The sequence below is a fragment of the Hyunsoonleella rubra genome (genome assembly GCF_042684665.1).
GTDB lineage: Bacteria > Bacteroidota > Bacteroidia > Flavobacteriales > Flavobacteriaceae > Jejuia > Jejuia rubra.
On the sequence record NZ_JBHULY010000027.1, the window covers coordinates 1 to 17,185 of the forward strand.

The following is a 17,185-nucleotide window of genomic DNA, read 5'->3' on the forward strand; positions in this document are numbered from 1 at the left end:
AACAATTTACTGATTATCAGTAAGATGAACAACTTTTTTCTTTTAAATCATAATGCACAACGGGTAAAAGAAATAAAGTTCAATTAGGTTTTGCGGAATTGATTATTGATGGCAAAATAAAATTAGTTAAAAGGACTGTTTCAGATGATGGGAGGGGGACAGTTTTTAAGGAGTCACTTTTAATTCGTAATGAAGAGGAAGCAGTAATTTTTAATTATATAGAGCTTAAATCATTCAAAAAGAGAGCATCTGAGTATTTTTACGATTGTCCTGACTTAATTTCTAGGATTAATAAAAAAAGATATAACCGAAAAAACTTAGAGGCTATAGTGAAGTTTTATAACGACAATTGCGCCAAATAATCAAAATGCACCCCCTCCGAAACCAATTCACATTTTAGGCCAACAGTTTCGCAAGCCAATTTTAAAGTATCAAAATCCAGATACAGCCATTTCAGTGGTACTTCGCTTTCACCTTTATGGCTGATAAAATAGTCCAGCTCTCCGTAGTAACTGGCATTTGTGTCAATCCACAGGCCACCATCGTCATCCTCATACATATATTTTATGTCCGAGGAATCTATGAGAATCTGTCCGTTTGGGTTCAATAATGATTTCAGGTGTTTTAGGTATTTGGAAACTTGTCGTAATTCCTGAAAAATACCAGTGCCGTTCATCAACAATAAAATGGTATCAAACCTTTCTGTTTCATTTAGAATATTTAAAACTTCAGCGTTCAAAACACCTCTTTGCTTGGTTACCTCAATGGCCCTTTTTGAAATGTCAATCGCTTTTACATCAACCCCTTTTTCCTGTAAATACAAGCTATGGCTTCCGGCGCCACAACCCACATCCAAAACTTTACCTTTTGATAATTCCAACGCTCTTTGTTCCAATTTAGGCATTTCGGAGAAGTCCCGAAACAAATAGGGAAGGGGCAAAATATCTTTATCGGATATATTAGTCCATGTTATGATATTCTCCTCGGTCAAAGAGCCTGTAGAAATTCCGTGAAGGTAATCCAATAATGCTTTTCCAAAAATGTCTTTCATATGCCTTTGTCATTGCGAGGACGAAGGACGTGGCAATCTCCTCTTTTTGTTCAATAGATTACTTCGGTCATAAACTTCGTTTAGGTATTTTAAATCAAAATATATTTCGATTTCAAATAATCCTCGTGATGACGAAATGCACTATTTTTACACCATGCAAGACATCATAAACAATCTTCCAAAGCTCGCCAAAGATAAACATAACGAAAACAAAAAATTCTTTCAGAAATTAAAAAAGAAACCGCCTAAGGATTTGGATTATGTGATGCAGGATCTGCACGAGGAAGAATTTGAACGTACCGACTGCCTAGAATGCGCCAATTGCTGTAAAACTACGGGACCCCTATTTACGGATAAGGACATTGAGCGCATTTCAAAATTCTTCAAACTAAAACCGCAACAGTTTATAGCACAATACCTAAAAATTGATGAGGACAACGACTACGTATTGCAAAGTGTGCCCTGTACCTTTTTAGGAGCTGATAACTATTGCTCTATTTACGAGGTGCGCCCAAAGGCCTGCCGGGAATTTCCGCATACCGACCGAAAAAAGTTTCAGCAGATTTCTAATTTAACCCTGAAAAATGTGGCCATTTGCCCAGCTGCCTTTAATATCGTTGAGACTATGAAACAACGGATTAAAATTTAGTTTACAGTCTCAGTCTCAGTCTCAGTCTCAGTCTCAGTCTCAGTCTCAGTCTTAGTTTCGGTCATCGGTCATCGGTCACCCGTCTTCCGTCAATTACCCTTTGCGCAAGATGTATGATTTTCATATTTTTAAAGGAAAATTGCAAAATTGGAAAGCCTACTAAATTACTTTGAAACCATTCCGTCCCACCACCGTGCATTTATTATTGCAGGTGGTCTTACATTCTTTTGGCTGTTGGAGGGTATCATGCCTTTGTTTGGAAAACCCTATAAAAAATGGCAACATGCCATCCCTAATATTTTCTTTACGATTACAACAATTTTGGTGAATTTGCCATTGGCATTTTTGCTACTCCAATGTTCCGATTGGGTGGTGGTCAACGATTTTGGCATTTTAAACTGGTTGCCCGAAATGCCCCGGTGGCTATATGTTATTCTGGGACTGTTTTTGATGGATTTGATCGGAGCATATCTGCCACATTTTATCGAGCATAAGATAAAGCCCTTATGGATGGTACATCTCGTGCACCACACGGACCATAATGTGGACACCACTACCGCCAATCGGCACCACCCTTTGGAGAGCGTGATACGCTACTTTTTTACGCTAATAGGCTTTTTGATTATAGGTTCACCGATTGGCATCGTGATGTTGTATCAATCCCTTTCGGTTGTGGCCACGCAATTTAACCATGCCAATATCAAATTGCCCAAACGCATAGATACGATGTTAAGCTACGTTGTTGTTTCCCCCGATATGCACAAGGTACATCATCACTATAGGCTACCCTATACGGATTCCAACTACGGCAATATTTTTTCCGTTTGGGACCGCCTGTTCGGTACATTTATGGCCATGGATACCGATGACATCGTTTACGGAGTGGATGTATTCCCCGATGAGAAAAAGAACGGCCATATTGGCGAATTGCTCAAACAGCCATTTCAGAAATATGATAAACCCACTATGGAGGCTGAGAAGTAAATCGTGTTGTTTATTTGGGCGTTACCCAAAAGGGGTCGGGCTTTCACTACTCAATCCCTCCTGCGTCGGGGATTTCAAACATGCCGTTCAATCCCTAACGCAAAGCCCATTATGGGTATATCAAATATTTTGTTCTAATAAGTTTGAAAGCTTCCAAATCCTCCTGCCAAGTTGCTTTAATTTCAGTCTCGGATATTCCAGCTTCAATTTGTTTTTGAAGTTCCTCGGTGCCTGCATGTTTAGTAAAATTATCCGTGTTAAAAAATTTCGATTTATCGGTGGAGTTTTGATATGTCTTAATCACCCATTTTAAGGTCATTTCACCATTAACGACTTCATTTTGTAAATCTTCACCATAACAAAGTGTCCCTTTGTGTTTTGGGTATTTTGCTCCAAAATTTGCAACAGGAGTATAGGTAAAAGACATCACCTTTTTATCTAAAAAAGGAGCCCCGTAACGCTGAAATTGAAACTCCGTACCTCGGCCTGCATTGATATTCGTACCTTCAAACAAACCTAGGCTTGGGTACAATTCAATAGACTTGTCATTGGGTAGGTTGGGCGAAGGTCTAATCGGCAAACTATAAGACCTTTGGTGGGTATAGTGTTTAACGGGAATTACGGTTATCTCGCATTGCAAATTATCAGCCAACCAATTTTCGCCATTAATCATTTGCGCATATTCCCCAATGGTCATCCCGTGAACTAAAGGAATGGTATGCATCCCTAAAAAGCTTGTGTGTTCGGCCTGCATGGTTGGCCCATCAATATAATGCCCGTTCGGGTTTGGCCTGTCAAAAATTAAAACAGGAATTTTAGCTTCCGCACAGGCTTCCATCACATTGTGTAACGTAGAAATGTAGGTGTAAAACCGAACGCCAACATCCTGAATATCAAAAATCACAATATCTAAATCTTGAAGCGCTTCCTGAGTAGGCTTCCTATATTTTCCATGAAGCGAAATAATAGGCAAATTCGTTTTAGTATCAAACCCATCTTCAACATGTGCACCCGCATCAGCCTTGCCTCGAAACCCGTGCTCCGGCGCAAATACTTTTTTGATGTCAATATTCAAACTCAAAAGTGAATCTACTAAGTGAGTGTAATTGTTGTCTGAGACTCTCTTGTTGTCAGAGGCTCTCGTGTTGTCAGAGGCTCTCGAAGACAATACATTCGAATCGGTGCCTTCGAGAACCTCAGGCACCTGCCCTTCGAGAACCTCAGGCACCTGCCCTTCGAGAGACTCAGGCTTCTCATGAAACACCACCGAGGTTTGATTCGCAACGACTCCAACTCGTTTTCCTTTTAAAATGGGTGAATACAATTCCGTTCGATTAGCCCCAACAACCATCCCTCTGTCACCCTGTCCCGAAAGCTTTCGGGATTGTTTCAGGGTCTCGTCACTCTTCTCAACTTCCGCCTCCCGATAGCTATCGGGATGTCTTCCGTCTTCCATCTTCTTCCCATTCCCACAGGAAATCATAACGAAAACAACGCCTATTATTATTAGGAAAACCCTATTTTTGAAACAGCTAAACCGCATAAATTAGTTTGAATTACGAGTATTTTATAGCTAAACGCATTATTGGTAGTAAAGCGTATAAAAGTAGCATTTCGGCACCAATAATAAAAATTGGAATCATGGCCATCGCCATTGGCATGGTGGTGATGATGATTTCCATTGCAACAGGTATCGGACTTCAGGAAAAAATACGAGACAAAGTGGTGGCATTCAACGGGCACGTGTCCATTACCAATTACGACAGCAATGCCTCCCAAGAAAGTATAGTACCCATTGCTTTGGATGAGAAAACCGAATCGTTTTATCCTGTCTTCTCCGCTGTGGACGGCGTGAAACACATCCAGGCGGTGGCTACAAAATTTGGGGTAATCAGAACAGAAACCGATTTTGAAGGTGCTGTATTAAAAGGTGTAGGGAGTGATTATAATTGGCGGTATTTTGATGAGTTTCTGGTTGAAGGACGAGTACCAAGTTTTGAAACCAAATGGAGCGAGGAAGTGTTGATTTCAAAATATTTGGCAGATAGACTAGGGTTCGCTTTAGGCGAAAAATTCCAGATGTATTTCTTAAAGGACGATACCGAAAAGCCCCCAAACATCATCAGCTTTGAAATTGTGGGGATTTACAGTTCGGGGTTTCAGGATTTTGATGCTACCTATTTGGTGGGCAACCTAAGGCATATTCAACGTATGAACCGCTGGAAGGAAAATGAAGTCGGCAATTTTGAAGTGTTTATTGACGATTACGACGATATCGAACGGATGGGCATCGAAATTTTTCAAAATACACCATCGACGCTCGATGTGAATACCATCGACCAAAAATTTGCTTCCATCATCGAGTGGGTCAAGATTTTTGATAAAAATATTTACGGCATTATCGGCATAATGATTTTGGTGGCGGGCATCAATATGATTACCGCCTTGTTGGTTTTGATTTTGGAGCGTACCCAAATGATTGGGATTTTAAAAGCACTAGGCAGTTCCAACTGGAGTATCCGAAAACTGTTTTTATACAACGCTTCCTACTTGATTCTTTTGGGATTATTTTGGGGTAATGTTTTGGGATTGGGGCTACTTTTGGTACAAAAGTATTTTAAACCCATCGCGATGAATCCAGATACCTATTATGTTACAGAGGCTCCGGTGTATCTAAATTGGACTTATGTGGTTGGCCTTAATGTGGGAACATTGCTACTGTGCTTGTTGATGCTTTTGGTACCATCTTATATTATTACCAAGATTTCTCCTGTGAAAGCGATCCGGTTTGAGTAGTTTCGTTACCTTGAGGATATGCGTCGTTTTAATGACTTATATCCTACGGCAGCGAAGTTAGTTGAAAATTTTACAAAATCAAGTTTTACTTCCCTTCAATATCACTAATATGATGCTCCAGGGCCTTTACCGAAATTTGAATTTCCAAAATCAAAAACCCTAAGGAAGCGATGAGCAAAATCAGTGCAATACCAAATACCCAAACCGCAATAACCTGTTGCTCGATATAAATTAGAAACATGGTCAGAACGCACAACAATAAGCTGGAAATACCCAAGATCTGCATGGAGCGCGTCAAGTACAATCGTTTTTTCAAGTTTTCAATCTGGGCAATCAGTATGGAATCTTTATTTTTAATATACTTATCGTGCAAATTTCTAATAGTTGCCGCATAGGCTATAAATCGATTGGTATAGGCCAGCATAATTAATGAAATGGCCGAGAACAGTAATGCGGGAGTGGTTAGGGTTAGTGCTTCCATGGCTTATTGTTTTGTTAGTGGATGGGATTTTTTAATTTCTTTTCTGTATTTCAACCAAATCTTTGTCAAGTGGTATGGGACATTCAAAAAATGACGCTTTTTTATTTTTGAGCCTTTGATGCCCCGCCATTCTTCAAGAGGGTGTTCTAAAATCACATGATCTGGCCGGCCGGAATAAAATATCTTAAATCTAGCAATGAGCTCAACATCAAACAGCCATTTACTAATAAACGCCTCTTCGAAAAGTTTGTGCACGATTGAAGTATGAAAGAGTTTTGCTCCACATTGGGTATCAAAAAGAGGCTCTTTGAGAACAAAACCCGCCAGATTTGCAAAAACACGACTTAAATGGTATCGGATTCTGTTTTGTTCTATTATGGCACCCAGACGTATCACACGTATACCTAAAACAAATTTGATGTTTTCGTGTAGTGCAATAGCTGAAATAAAGTTGTTGATTTCAAATAAGGGTGTAGAAAGATCAGCATCCAAAAAACCTATAAAATCATATTGGTCCAGTTCCTTTTGTGCAAATAAAACACCCTGTCTAACAGCTTCGGCCTTACCTCGGTTCGCATCAAAGCTTATGTTATTCAAGCTGTGGTTTTCTTGGCACAAATCCCGCAATATTTGGGCAGTATTGTCGGTGCTACCATCGTTTACAAAAAGAAAATGGATATTCGGATAGTCTATAGAGAATCTTAAAAATGCCTCTGTTTTTAAGCGATGCTCCTCATTGAAACATGGCACAACAATGAGTATGGCAATGTCTTTTTTCCTATTCATTCGCCTTTAACGCTTTTGAAAATTCCTTGGCTAAGATATCCCTTAAATTAATAACAACTTCGTTTTGCATGCTTTTATCAGGACTTTCGTCTTGTGGCTTAACGGAGACCGAAAAATCATGAACGTCTCCATTTTTGATAATGCCCTCTTCCTTCAATACCTGATAGAAAAAATGGTTTGGCACCCAAATCCTAGAGCTTGAGGTTTGAACAAATTCCCCCATATAGTCTTTTTTGTAAAACCCCTTATTGATCAAAAAATGCCGTTCTGGAATTTTGAAGGTGATGTTTTTATATTTGTTGGTGTTAATAGTGCCCATCGTTGCTCTCAAAATAGTGTATTCCTTGTGCTGAATATTACAGATGTAGTGGTTTAAATTTACGTATGAGAGGCTAACTACAACCATAAATCCTGCAACGGCTAATGCTTTATATATTTTGCTGTTTTCGTACAACTGTTTTATTAAGTAAAATTGATAGAAAAAAATAATTACCGCAGTAGGCCCTAAGGCTCTATTGCATAACCAATTTGAAGCGGATAACAAATTTGGTAAATAGCTCAAAGGAGCTACACTAATAAGAAATATAAAGAGCAAGATTTTTCCATGTTTTGCCTCTTTGAAAAACAAATACATAAACCCTAAAAAGGGTATGGCTCCCAATAATAAAAAAAGTTTGGACCAAAGTATGATCCCACTGGCTTTAGCTAATGCGAAAATTTCTCTAAAATAGAACTTTACAAGGCGGTACGGCAATTTTATGGGACTGATTTCCGTCCTGTTATGAGCCGGTATTTCAGATAAAAACAGGTGCAGTTTAAAAATTAAGAAATAAAAGCCAAATGAAGCTCCTAAAAACAGCAAAATGGCAATAAAGTTTCTTTTGGATAAGTACCTTGTAAGAGTTGCTTTAAATACAAATGGAAGTAGAAAGGCCGTTCCCGCAGTTTGATAGAGCATCAATGAAGCTATCACTAATACCAAAGGAATGACAGCTGATATAATCCTTTTACTTTCCTCCTCAAAAACCTTTACCAAAATGACTCCAGATAGAAAGGACAGGTTGGTGGCCAACGTTACCTGATACGTAGCACTCCAGCCGATATAAACAGAAAAAGAAGGCAAAGCCAAAATTGAAAAAGAGAACAGGCCAGCTTCTATTGGTTTTAATTTCAGCTTCAATAAATACCGAAAAACTTGTACTGAAAATAACACTGCCCAAAACATCGAGAATAACCGCATCCACTTTAAATCGGAAATGGTATCAGAAAAAGTGCCATACGCCAATTGATTTAAAAACGCATAAAATGGTCGGCCGTGGGTAATAAATTGGTGCTGAAAATTCGGGTCGTAATCTGCAGTCCAAATAAACTCATAGGAATCTGCAAAAGCATAAGTTTTAAAAATACCATGGTACAATGCCAAACAGCCCACAAATGCCAAAACACTATAAATTAAAGTGGTTTTTATCGAAACCGATGGACTAATTTTTGATTTTTGCATTTACGCCTGTGCAATAGTTTGGTAGATAAGGCAAATGTAAAATTTTTTTACGGAGGCAAAAGATGTGTACGATTTATTTTATATTTTCGGGAGGTGCAAGAGGACTTCCTACATTACATTTGGAAACATAGAAAATACGAATCTCAGGATTTAATGACATCCGATGGGCAAAACATTGATGTTGTTGCCACTGGAGAGCACAACCTGAATGCTGGCCCGGATTTTTTCAATGCACAAATCAGGATTGGCGAACAACTGTGGGCAGGCAATGTGGAAATACACATAAAATCCTCGGATTGGTTTTTGCACAACCATGAACTGGACAAGGCTTACGACAATGTGATTCTGCACGTGGTTTGGGAACATGATGCAGAAGTATTCCGTAAGGATAATTCGGTTATCCCCACTTTGGAATTAAGAGATTGCGTATCGCCTTCATCTTTAAATAATTATACGAAACTGCTCAATGGTAAACAGCAATGGATTAATTGTGAAAAAGACTTCCCAGAAATGGATGGTTTTACCATTCAAAATTGGTTGGAGCGCTTGTATTTTGAACGTTTAGAGCGAAAATCCATTGAAATTTTCAAATTGTTGGAAATCTCTAAAAATGGTTGGGAAGCTGTGCTGTTCAAAATGTTGGCCAAAAATTTTGGGTTAAAAGTGAATGGGGAATCCTTTTTGTGTTTGGCCAATTCCTTCGATTTTTCAGTTTTAAGAAAATCGCAACCTAAATTGGAACAAATAGAAGCTTTGCTGTTCGGTCAATCCGGGATGTTGGAAACTGCAGTTGAAGAGCCTTATTTTCAATCCCTTCAAAAAGACTATCAGTTTTTAAAACAGAAGTTCAAGTTGGAAACTGCTATGGTTTCACCATCATTTTTCCGCCTACGACCACCAAACTTCCCAACCATTCGATTGTCTCAATTAGCCAATCTATACCATAAACACCAAAATTTATTTTCAAAATTAATTGATAGTGGTTCTATTGATGACATTTACCAACTGTTTTCAGTTGAAGTCTCTGCCTTTTGGAAGACACACTACACGTTTTCAAAAGCTTCGAAGGCTTCGAAAAAAACGCTTTCAAAAGCGTTTATCGATTTGTTGATTATCAATACCATCGTCCCGCTAAAGTTCAGTTATGCCAAACATCAGGGAAAGTCTTCGGAAGAAAGTAATATTAATTTACTCGAAAAAATTCCGTCGGAAAGTAACAGTATTGTCAATAAATTCAATGCGTTACAAAAGGTTTCGGAGAACGCTATGCAGTCCCAAGCTCTTATTCAATTGAAAAATGAATACTGTGACAAAAATTTGTGCTTAAAATGTGCCATTGGCAGCAAACTTTTAAACCGTTAAACTTTTAAACTAAAAAAGTAAAGTTTAAATTGCGCTTATGAACGCATTTTACAAAATCCTGCTGTTTTTGCAGAAACATGGTTACCATGTTTGCCAGCGCATTGCAGACAGAATTGGCATTCGCGCCAAGGTGGTACGTACCTCGTTTATGTACCTCACGTTTGTGACGGTGGGCTTCGGTTTTGCGTTGTATTTATTTCTCGCATTTTGGATGCGCATCAAGGATTTAGTATATACCAAACGCTCCTCAGTTTTCGACTTATAGCTATGAATCCAATTGTAAGACTCTTTAGGTCAAGAATATATACTGCCATGATGCTGTTAGTAGTTATCATGTTGGTTGGTGTTTTTGGATATAGATTTATTTCGGATTATTCATGGGTGGATGCGCTTTACATGACCGTTATTACGATGACCACCGTGGGTTTTGGCGAGGTAATGCCCCTAGATGAACAATCCAAGATATTTACAATATTTCTCATATTGGCCAGTGTGATTATTGTGGGTTATGCGTTGTCCATTATTACAGAATATATTTTAAGCAAGAACGACGTTGAAGAATTAAAACATAAAAAGATGCAAAAGAAAATAGACAGTTTTAAGGACCATGTGGTCATCTGTGGCTATGGACGAAACGGAAAGCAGGCGGCGAGAAAATTACAGGCCCACCATAAATCTTTTGTAGTTATTGAAAAAGATAAGGACGTGGAGGAGCGACTGAAACATGACGATATACCTTATGTAATTGGAAATGCCAATGAAGATGAAACTTTGCTTTTAGCTGGTGTAGATAGGGCTTCGAACTTTATTTCGGCCTTGCCGGATGACGCGGATAATTTGTTTGTGGTGTTGTCCGCAAGGCAATTGAATAGTAAGATTAATATCATCAGTCGTGCGTCACAGGAATCTTCTTATGAAAAATTAAAATTTGCCGGAGCCAACAATGTGATTTTACCAGATATGATTGGTGGCGACCATATGGCATCACTTGTGGTAGTGCCCGGCTTGATGGAATTTATTGATAATCTTGCTATAGTTGGCGATTCGAATATCAATATTGAAGAGGTTGCTGTTGAAAAATTGTTTGATACAAATAAGAAAAAGAAGCGCACCATTAAGGATTTGGATTTAAGGAAGAAAACAGGTTGTACCGTGATTGGTTATAAAGACGAAAATGGAGAATACACCGTAAATCCAGAAGCAGAATTACCGCTGGCGCCAAAATCCAAGATTATCGTTTTGGGAAGACCGGAGCAGATCGAAGAGCTAAATTCTGAATACGATATCGAGCTGGAGGAATAGGTATATTTGGGGCAATATGTTTTAAAAACCCGTTTTTTTTTAGCATCTTGCTGACTTCTTATGACAATTTTTCAATAAAAATTAACGAACACTTACAATTATGAAGAAATATCTTCTAGGATGTCTTGCATTGATTTTGCCTCTTTTTACATTTGCCCAAGACGCCCAGGAAATTGGGATTGACCAAAAGATCGATCAGGTTTTTGGTGATCTGACGGGATGGTTTGTTCAAGCAATATTTTATCAAATTCCGTTTACCGATGAGGTCAGTGTGTATTGGGTGCTGTTTCCTTTGATTATTGGCGCAACCTATTTCACCCTTTATTTTAACTTAATCAATTTTAGAGGATTTATTACTTCAATAAATATAGTTAGAGGAAAATATGACGATTTAGAGGGTAGAAAAGATCATAAGGTGGAAATGGCAAAAATGCCCTTTACGGATGAAGAGGATAACCCTGATACCATAAGGGTTGAAGGCCATGAGGGGGAGGTGTCCCATTTCCAGGCATTGACGGCCGCTTTATCTGCTACGGTTGGTTTAGGTAACATTGCTGGTGTAGCTATTGCGGTTTCCATTGGTGGTGCCGGTGCTACATTTTGGATGATTGTTGCGGGATTTTTGGGCATGGCCTCTAAGTTTGTTGAGTGTACCCTTGGTGTAAAATATAGAGATATCGAAGATGACGGAACTGTGTATGGAGGTCCCATGTATTACTTAAGAAAAGGACTGAAATCCAAAGGATTGGAAGGCCTCGGAAAAGTATTAGCCGTGCTATTTGCCATTTTCGTTATTGGCGGTTCTTTCGGTGGCGGTAACATGTTCCAGGTGAACCAGGCCTTTCAATTGGTTGAAAATATAACCGGTGGTAGCGAATCCTTTATCCACGGCAAAGGTTGGTTGTTTGGTTTGGTAATGGCTGTCCTAGTAGGTATCGTGATTATTGGAGGTATCAAGTCCATAGCCAAGGTTACGGATAAAATTGTACCATTTATGGTGGCTATTTACGTTGCCGCTTCGTTGTTTGTGATTTTTGCAAATTTCAGTATGGTAGGCGATGCCTTTGCTCAAATTTTTAACGGGGCGTTTAGTCCGGAAGGAATTGCCGGTGGTTTCATTGGCGTTTTGGTGCAAGGGTTTAGGCGAGCTGCATTCTCAAACGAAGCTGGTGTTGGTTCTGCCTCCATTGCACATTCCGCAGTAAAAACGAGATATGCCGCAAGTGAGGGCATGGTAGCTTTATTGGAGCCATTTATCGATACGGTTGTGGTGTGTACCATGACGGCGTTGGTTTTGATAATCACAGGAAATGTGACTTCGGCTAATGCAGGTTTGGATAATGCGCAAGCCATTCTTTTAACTTCTGGAGCATTTGAATCCGCGATTTCGTGGTTCCCTTATGTGCTCACTGTTGCTGTGATACTATTTGCATTTAGTACGATGATTTCTTGGTCCTACTATGGATTCCAAGGTTGGGCGTTTTTGTTCGGAAGATCAAAGAAAATGGAGTACGCTTACAAATTGTTGTTCTGCCTGTTCGTTGTAGTTGGGGCGGCCGCAAGTTTAGGCGCAGTAATCGACTTTTCGGATGCCATGATATTCGCTATGATGGTGCCTAATATGATTGGATTGGTACTTCTGGCACCGAAAGTAAAAACCGAACTGAATAAATATAAGAAGGCCATTAAAGAGCTTAAAGCATAAATTACCATGCGTAATTTGAAATCCCATTTTGTGTTTACGAGAGAACAACGAAATGGGATTTTTTTGTTGCTGTTTATAATTGTTGTATTGCAATGCGTGTATTTTTTTGTGCTTCCAAAAGCCAACAAAACGGTGGAAGTAGATAACGCCGAACTCAAAAAATATCAAGCTGAAATCGATTCGCTCAAACAAATTGAAATCGCTAATCGCCAGCTCAAAATCTATCCTTTCAATCCAAATTACATCACCGATTACAAAGGTTCAGTTTTAGGAATGAGCAACGAGGAAATAGACCGATTGCTCGCCTTTCGGAAACGGAATAAATGGGTGAATTCCACAAAGCAATTTCAGGAGGTTACCAAAGTTTCGGATGCTTGGTTGGATAGTATCAGCCCATATTTCAAATTCCCTGACTGGGTGACCAATCCGAAGCCAAAATCTTCATTTTCATATTTGAATAATAGCACCCCAAAAACCTTCGCTCAAAAAAAGGATTTGAATACCGCCACCGCCCAAGAATTACAAAAGGTAAATGGCATTGGAAAAGTACTATCGGAACGTATCATAAAATTCAGAAATCGCACCAAAGGCGGTTTTATCGCCGATGTCCAATTAAGCGAGGTGTACGGACTATCTCCCGAAGTGATTGAAAATATCGCCCAACATTTCACCGTAAAAACCCCTCCAAAAATTACAAAAATCAATTTGAACAAAGCTTCGGCCGACGAATTGGTCACCATCCAGCATATCGACTACGAAATTGCCCATCACATTATAGAATACCGTCAGTTGCACGAAGGCTTTCGCTCTTTGGACGAATTGAGCAAAGTAAAAGGTATTCCGCTGAGCAAAATCGAGATAATTAAATTATCTTTGTCGCTTGATTAGAATTGCACATTAAAATTTCCTGCCGAACAAACCAAACCAATTTTAATGTTTATCAAATTATTGCATCTATGACGAGTATGTATTTTACTGAAGAGCACGAGCTTTTTAGAAAAAGCCTTCAACATTTTTTAAAAAAAGAAGTGGTCCCATATATTGATACCTGGGAAAAAACAGGCGAAATTGACAGGTTTATTTGGAAGGAGTTTGGCGATATGGGGTTCTTCGGCATTAACTACCCCGAGGCTTATGGCGGTATGGATTTGGATATTTTCTATACCGTAATTCTTTTGGAGGAACTACAAAAAATTAATTCCGGAGGATTTGCCGCGGCTATTTGGGCCCATGTCTATTTGGCAATGACGCACATCAATGCCGAAGGCGACGAAGCCATAAAGCAACATTATTTAACAAAAAGTATAACCGGTGAAATGATCGGTTGCCTTTGCATAACGGAACCTTTTGGAGGAAGTGATGTGGCAGGTATGCGCACCACGGCGGTAAAAAAGGACGACCACTACATCATCAATGGTTCAAAAACCTTTATAACCAATGGGGTGAGTAGCGACTATTTGGTGGTAGCGGCCAAAACCACACCGGAGCTGGGTAATAAGGGCATTAGCATATTTGTGATTGACCGGGATGCCAAGGGCGTATCGGCCACCAAACTGGATAAGTTGGGCTGGCGTGCTTCTGATACTGGAGAAATTGCATTCGATAATGTAAAAGTGCCGTTGGGTAATTTGATGGGAAACGAAAATCAGGGCTTTTCCTATATTATGCAACACTTTTCTTTGGAACGCCTGATTATGGGAATTAATGCCCATGCGCGTGCAGAGTTTGCTTTGGAATATGCCCTGCAATATATGAGCGAGCGCCACGCCTTTGGAAAAAGCATCGACAGATTTCAGGCCCTGCGCCATAAAATTTCTGATTTATACGCGGATTTGGAACTCTGCAAAACCTTCAATTATGCTGTAGCACATGCCTTAGGTAAGGGCGAATACGTGGTAAAGGAAGCCACCGTGTCCAAGCTAAAATCCACCAAAATGGCGGACGAGGTGGTGTACGAATGCCTGCAATTTTTGGGCGGTTACGGCTACATGGAAGAGTACCCCATGGCCCGCCTTTTTAGAGACAGCCGTTTAGGCCCCATCGGTGGTGGTACCTCCGAAATACTACGCGAAATTTTGGCTAAGATTATTATTGATAAAAAGGTTTATAAGCCGGCGACTTAAAAAATTCTAAATTTTGAATTCAGAATTCAGAATTAGTTTTATATTTGCATCCGAAAAATTCTAAAAGAGAGGAGGTTAAGACACTATGTTAATAATTCCGATAAAAGAAGGAGAGAATATAGATAGAGCTTTAAAGCGTTTTAAAAGAAAGTTTGACAGAACAGGAACTAAGCGTGCGTTGCAGACTAGAAAGCAATTTGTAAAGCCTTCCGTAAAGCGCAGAGCCCAAATCCAAAAAGCGCAGTATATTCAGCAACTTAGAGATGCAGAGGATATTTAATCGTTCTGCAAAACAGATATAAAAGTCTCGCAATTTGCGGGACTTTTTTTATGCGCTATTATTTTGTCATTTCGAACGAAGTGAGAAATCTCATTATTTGTGCTTTTCATTATGTGATGTCTCACCTTGTTCGACATGACACGGCATTGGTTATTTGTATATAGGATTGGTTTTATAAATTGTGTGGAGGTTTTAAGGTTAGCTGAATAAATCGTATATTCACTCTAAACTCTAAACTCTAAACTCTAAACTCTAAACTCTAAACTCTAAACTCTAAACTCGAAGAATGCCTTTCAACAAATTTGCAGATTACCTACTTTTAGAAAAAAACTACTCCAAGCTGACGGTGCAGGCTTATCAAAAGGATTTGGAATCGTTTGAGGCATTCATTTCAGAGGAATACGGCTCAAAATCCATTAAAAAGGTCAACTATGCCCAAATCCGAACGTGGATTGTCGCACTTGTAGAATCGGGACTGACCAACCGAAGCATCAACCGCAAAATATCTTCTTTAAGTACTTATTATAAATTCCTTTTGAAAGTTGGGGACATTGAGGTGAATCCCTTGGCCAAACACCGCGCCCTAAAAACCAGTAAAAGGGTACAGGTGCCGTTTTCTGAAGCCGAAGTGTCCACGGTATTGGACGAACTGCATTTTGAAGATTCCTTTGAAGGCTGGCGCGATAAGCTCATTATCGAACTGTTGTATTCCACAGGTATTCGCCGTATCGAACTGATCGAACTAAAACGTTCCAGTTTCGACATGGGCAATAAAACCATTAAAGTTCTCGGAAAAAGAAATAAGGAGCGCATTGTGCCGTTGTTAAAATCGGTGGAACAAACCTTGCAAAGGTATTTAGAACACCGCAACCAGCTGGAGAACATCCAAGATTCCGAGCATATGCTTTTGACGAAAAAAGGCGTTAAAATATACGAAACACTTGTTTACAGGCTAATAAATGACTATTTTAGTCAGGCCTCCTCTAAGGTAAAAAAGAGTCCGCATATTCTCAGGCATTCCTTTGCGACCCATTTACTGAACCAAGGGGCCGATCTCAACGCTGTTAAAGAGCTTTTGGGCCATACCAGTTTAGCAGCAACACAGGTATATACGCACAATAGTATAGCCGAGCTTAAAAAAGTACATTTAAAGGCGCACCCAAGAAGTAAAAATTAGTGCTTTTAAATCATTGTCTAACCAAAAAATTAGAATATGGAATAAGCCTTGGACGAAAGTGAGTTATACCAATCCTATTTAATCAAGGCGAATTTTATACTTGCACGAAGTGTAGCTGATTTTTTAAAAACCTAAAAAACAGATGAAAGTAAACCTGCAATCCGTTAATTTTAATGCTGACCAAAAATTGATAGACTTTATTCAAAAGCGCATGGACAAATTGGATATGTTTTATGATAAGGTCATCAAATCCGATGTGTATTTAAAGGTTGAAAATACTAGCGACAAAGAGAATAAGATTTTTGAGGTTAGAGTAAGCGTTCCTGGAGACAGCTTTGTGGTAAAAAAACAATGCAAAACCTTTGAGGAAGGCACGGATACTGCCGTAGCATCCTTAGAACGACAGCTCTTAAGGCGAAAAGAAAAGTTAAGAGCGCATTCCTAATAATTTTTTTTAAAAAATGTTTTGAATAACTAAAAATATCTATACATTTGCAGTCCGTTAGAAATAACGGGCTTTTTTTATGTGGAAAAAGGTCAAAAAAAGGCCGATATAGCTCAGCTGGCTAGAGCAGCTGATTTGTAATCAGCAGGTCGTGGGTTCGAGTCCCTCTATCGGCTCTTGAAATTTTGAAAAGTGCATCAGGTGTCCGGACGGTTTTGAAATGCTAAACTGAATGGAATTGGGACGAGAAGTTTATCCTGAGCGTAGTCGAAGGGAGTCCCTCTATCGGCTCTAAATTCCTGCGAAAGCAGGAATCTCAAAGTATAATGTTTTGAGAATGTTATTTGAAATTTTGTTTTAGGATTTTGTCCCGTTTTTTTGGGGTGAAATTCAAACATTTTGGGAAGATACTCAAGCGGCCAACGAGGACAGACTGTAAATCTGTTGGTTTTCACCTTCGCAGGTTCGAATCCTGCTCTTCCCACATATGATTTCTAATAAGGAACTGTCAAAAGTTCACTTTTGTAAGGTTGCGTTTAGAAA

At 39.3% G+C, this 17,185-nt stretch carries 17 protein-coding genes and 2 tRNA genes; 14 read left to right on the forward strand and 5 right to left on the reverse strand.

Annotated features, from left to right (window positions below):
* Positions 1 to 337: 337 nt before the first annotated feature.
* Positions 338 to 1,051 (reverse strand): class I SAM-dependent methyltransferase, encoded by a 714-nt coding sequence (locus ACFSR8_RS12350; protein ID WP_380292486.1) that lies wholly within the window; start codon positions 1,049 to 1,051, stop codon positions 338 to 340.
* Positions 1,052 to 1,205: 154 nt separating this feature from the next.
* Between ACFSR8_RS12350 and ACFSR8_RS12355 the strand changes: the two genes are divergently transcribed.
* Together ACFSR8_RS12355 and ACFSR8_RS12360 are read left to right on the forward strand one after the other, a co-directional pair.
* On the forward strand, positions 1,206 to 1,700 hold the full coding sequence (locus tag ACFSR8_RS12355; protein WP_380292488.1) for a YkgJ family cysteine cluster protein: 495 nt from the start codon (positions 1,206 to 1,208) through the stop codon (positions 1,698 to 1,700).
* Between the two features lie 147 nt (positions 1,701 to 1,847).
* Positions 1,848 to 2,684 carry a sterol desaturase family protein gene (locus tag ACFSR8_RS12360; protein WP_380292490.1) on the forward strand — a complete coding sequence of 279 codons (837 nt, stop codon included), beginning with the start codon at positions 1,848 to 1,850 and terminating at the stop codon, positions 2,682 to 2,684.
* Positions 2,685 to 2,793: 109 nt separating this feature from the next.
* Here the strand turns inward: ACFSR8_RS12360 and ACFSR8_RS12365 are convergent, their stop codons facing one another.
* Complete coding sequence (locus ACFSR8_RS12365) at positions 2,794 to 4,140, reverse strand: exo-beta-N-acetylmuramidase NamZ family protein (protein WP_380292492.1); 1,347 nt, start codon at positions 4,138 to 4,140, stop codon at positions 2,794 to 2,796.
* A 95-nt stretch (positions 4,141 to 4,235) separates the two neighbouring features.
* On the opposite strand from ACFSR8_RS12365, the gene ACFSR8_RS12370 reads away from it, so the two are divergent.
* On the forward strand, positions 4,236 to 5,480 hold the full coding sequence (locus tag ACFSR8_RS12370) for an ABC transporter permease (protein ID WP_380292494.1): 1,245 nt from the start codon (positions 4,236 to 4,238) through the stop codon (positions 5,478 to 5,480).
* An 85-nt stretch (positions 5,481 to 5,565) separates the two neighbouring features.
* Here ACFSR8_RS12370 and ACFSR8_RS12375 read toward each other — a convergent pair whose 3' ends face one another.
* The 3 genes from ACFSR8_RS12375 to ACFSR8_RS12385 are packed head-to-tail and all read right to left on the reverse strand — an operon-like array spanning position 5,566 to position 8,248.
* A complete protein-coding gene (locus ACFSR8_RS12375; RefSeq protein WP_186558908.1) occupies positions 5,566 to 5,961 on the reverse strand; it encodes a DUF2721 domain-containing protein in 396 nt (131 codons plus the stop codon).
* Positions 5,962 to 5,964: 3 nt separating this feature from the next.
* Complete coding sequence (locus ACFSR8_RS12380) at positions 5,965 to 6,747, reverse strand: glycosyltransferase (RefSeq protein WP_380292496.1); 783 nt, start codon at positions 6,745 to 6,747, stop codon at positions 5,965 to 5,967.
* Complete coding sequence (locus ACFSR8_RS12385; protein WP_380292498.1) at positions 6,740 to 8,248, reverse strand: hypothetical protein; 1,509 nt, start codon at positions 8,246 to 8,248, stop codon at positions 6,740 to 6,742. The genes ACFSR8_RS12380 and ACFSR8_RS12385 overlap by 8 nt, the downstream gene beginning before the upstream one ends.
* 93 nt (positions 8,249 to 8,341) lie before the next feature.
* Here ACFSR8_RS12385 and ACFSR8_RS12390 point away from each other — a divergent pair, with 93 nt between their 5' ends.
* The 11 genes from ACFSR8_RS12390 to ACFSR8_RS12440 all read left to right on the forward strand — a co-directional run bounded on the left by ACFSR8_RS12390 (position 8,342) and on the right by ACFSR8_RS12440 (position 17,126).
* On the forward strand, positions 8,342 to 9,610 hold the full coding sequence (locus ACFSR8_RS12390) for a DUF2851 family protein (RefSeq protein WP_380292500.1): 1,269 nt from the start codon (positions 8,342 to 8,344) through the stop codon (positions 9,608 to 9,610).
* A gap of 37 nt (positions 9,611 to 9,647) precedes the next feature.
* Positions 9,648 to 9,875: a PspC domain-containing protein gene (locus ACFSR8_RS12395; protein ID WP_186558915.1), complete on the forward strand. Its 228-nt coding sequence runs from the start codon at positions 9,648 to 9,650 to the stop codon at positions 9,873 to 9,875.
* Positions 9,842 to 10,912 carry a potassium channel family protein gene (locus ACFSR8_RS12400; protein WP_380292531.1) on the forward strand — a complete coding sequence of 357 codons (1,071 nt, stop codon included), beginning with the start codon at positions 9,842 to 9,844 and terminating at the stop codon, positions 10,910 to 10,912. The genes ACFSR8_RS12395 and ACFSR8_RS12400 overlap by 34 nt, the downstream gene beginning before the upstream one ends.
* Positions 10,913 to 11,012: 100 nt before the next feature.
* Positions 11,013 to 12,617, forward strand: coding sequence for an alanine/glycine:cation symporter family protein (locus ACFSR8_RS12405; protein ID WP_380292502.1), 1,605 nt, complete (start codon positions 11,013 to 11,015; stop codon positions 12,615 to 12,617).
* 6 nt (positions 12,618 to 12,623) lie between these two features.
* The gene (locus ACFSR8_RS12410) at positions 12,624 to 13,505 is read left to right on the forward strand and encodes a ComEA family DNA-binding protein (RefSeq protein ID WP_380292504.1); all 882 of its coding nucleotides are present in this window, start codon (positions 12,624 to 12,626) and stop codon (positions 13,503 to 13,505) included.
* Positions 13,506 to 13,573: 68 nt separating this feature from the next.
* Positions 13,574 to 14,740, forward strand: a complete 1,167-nt coding sequence (locus tag ACFSR8_RS12415; protein WP_380292506.1) for an acyl-CoA dehydrogenase family protein — start codon at positions 13,574 to 13,576, stop codon at positions 14,738 to 14,740.
* 85 nt (positions 14,741 to 14,825) lie between these two features.
* Positions 14,826 to 15,020: a 30S ribosomal protein S21 gene (gene rpsU / locus ACFSR8_RS12420; protein WP_380292508.1), complete on the forward strand. Its 195-nt coding sequence runs from the start codon at positions 14,826 to 14,828 to the stop codon at positions 15,018 to 15,020.
* Between the two features lie 286 nt (positions 15,021 to 15,306).
* Positions 15,307 to 16,197 carry a tyrosine-type recombinase/integrase gene (locus ACFSR8_RS12425; RefSeq protein WP_380292510.1) on the forward strand — a complete coding sequence of 297 codons (891 nt, stop codon included), beginning with the start codon at positions 15,307 to 15,309 and terminating at the stop codon, positions 16,195 to 16,197.
* Positions 16,198 to 16,339: 142 nt separating this feature from the next.
* Positions 16,340 to 16,642, forward strand: a complete 303-nt coding sequence (gene hpf / locus ACFSR8_RS12430) for a ribosome hibernation-promoting factor, HPF/YfiA family (protein WP_380292512.1) — start codon at positions 16,340 to 16,342, stop codon at positions 16,640 to 16,642.
* A 102-nt stretch (positions 16,643 to 16,744) separates the two neighbouring features.
* Positions 16,745 to 16,818, forward strand: a tRNA-Thr gene (locus tag ACFSR8_RS12435).
* A 225-nt stretch (positions 16,819 to 17,043) separates the two neighbouring features.
* Positions 17,044 to 17,126 (forward strand) — tRNA-Tyr (locus ACFSR8_RS12440).
* Positions 17,127 to 17,185 lie beyond the last annotated feature (59 nt).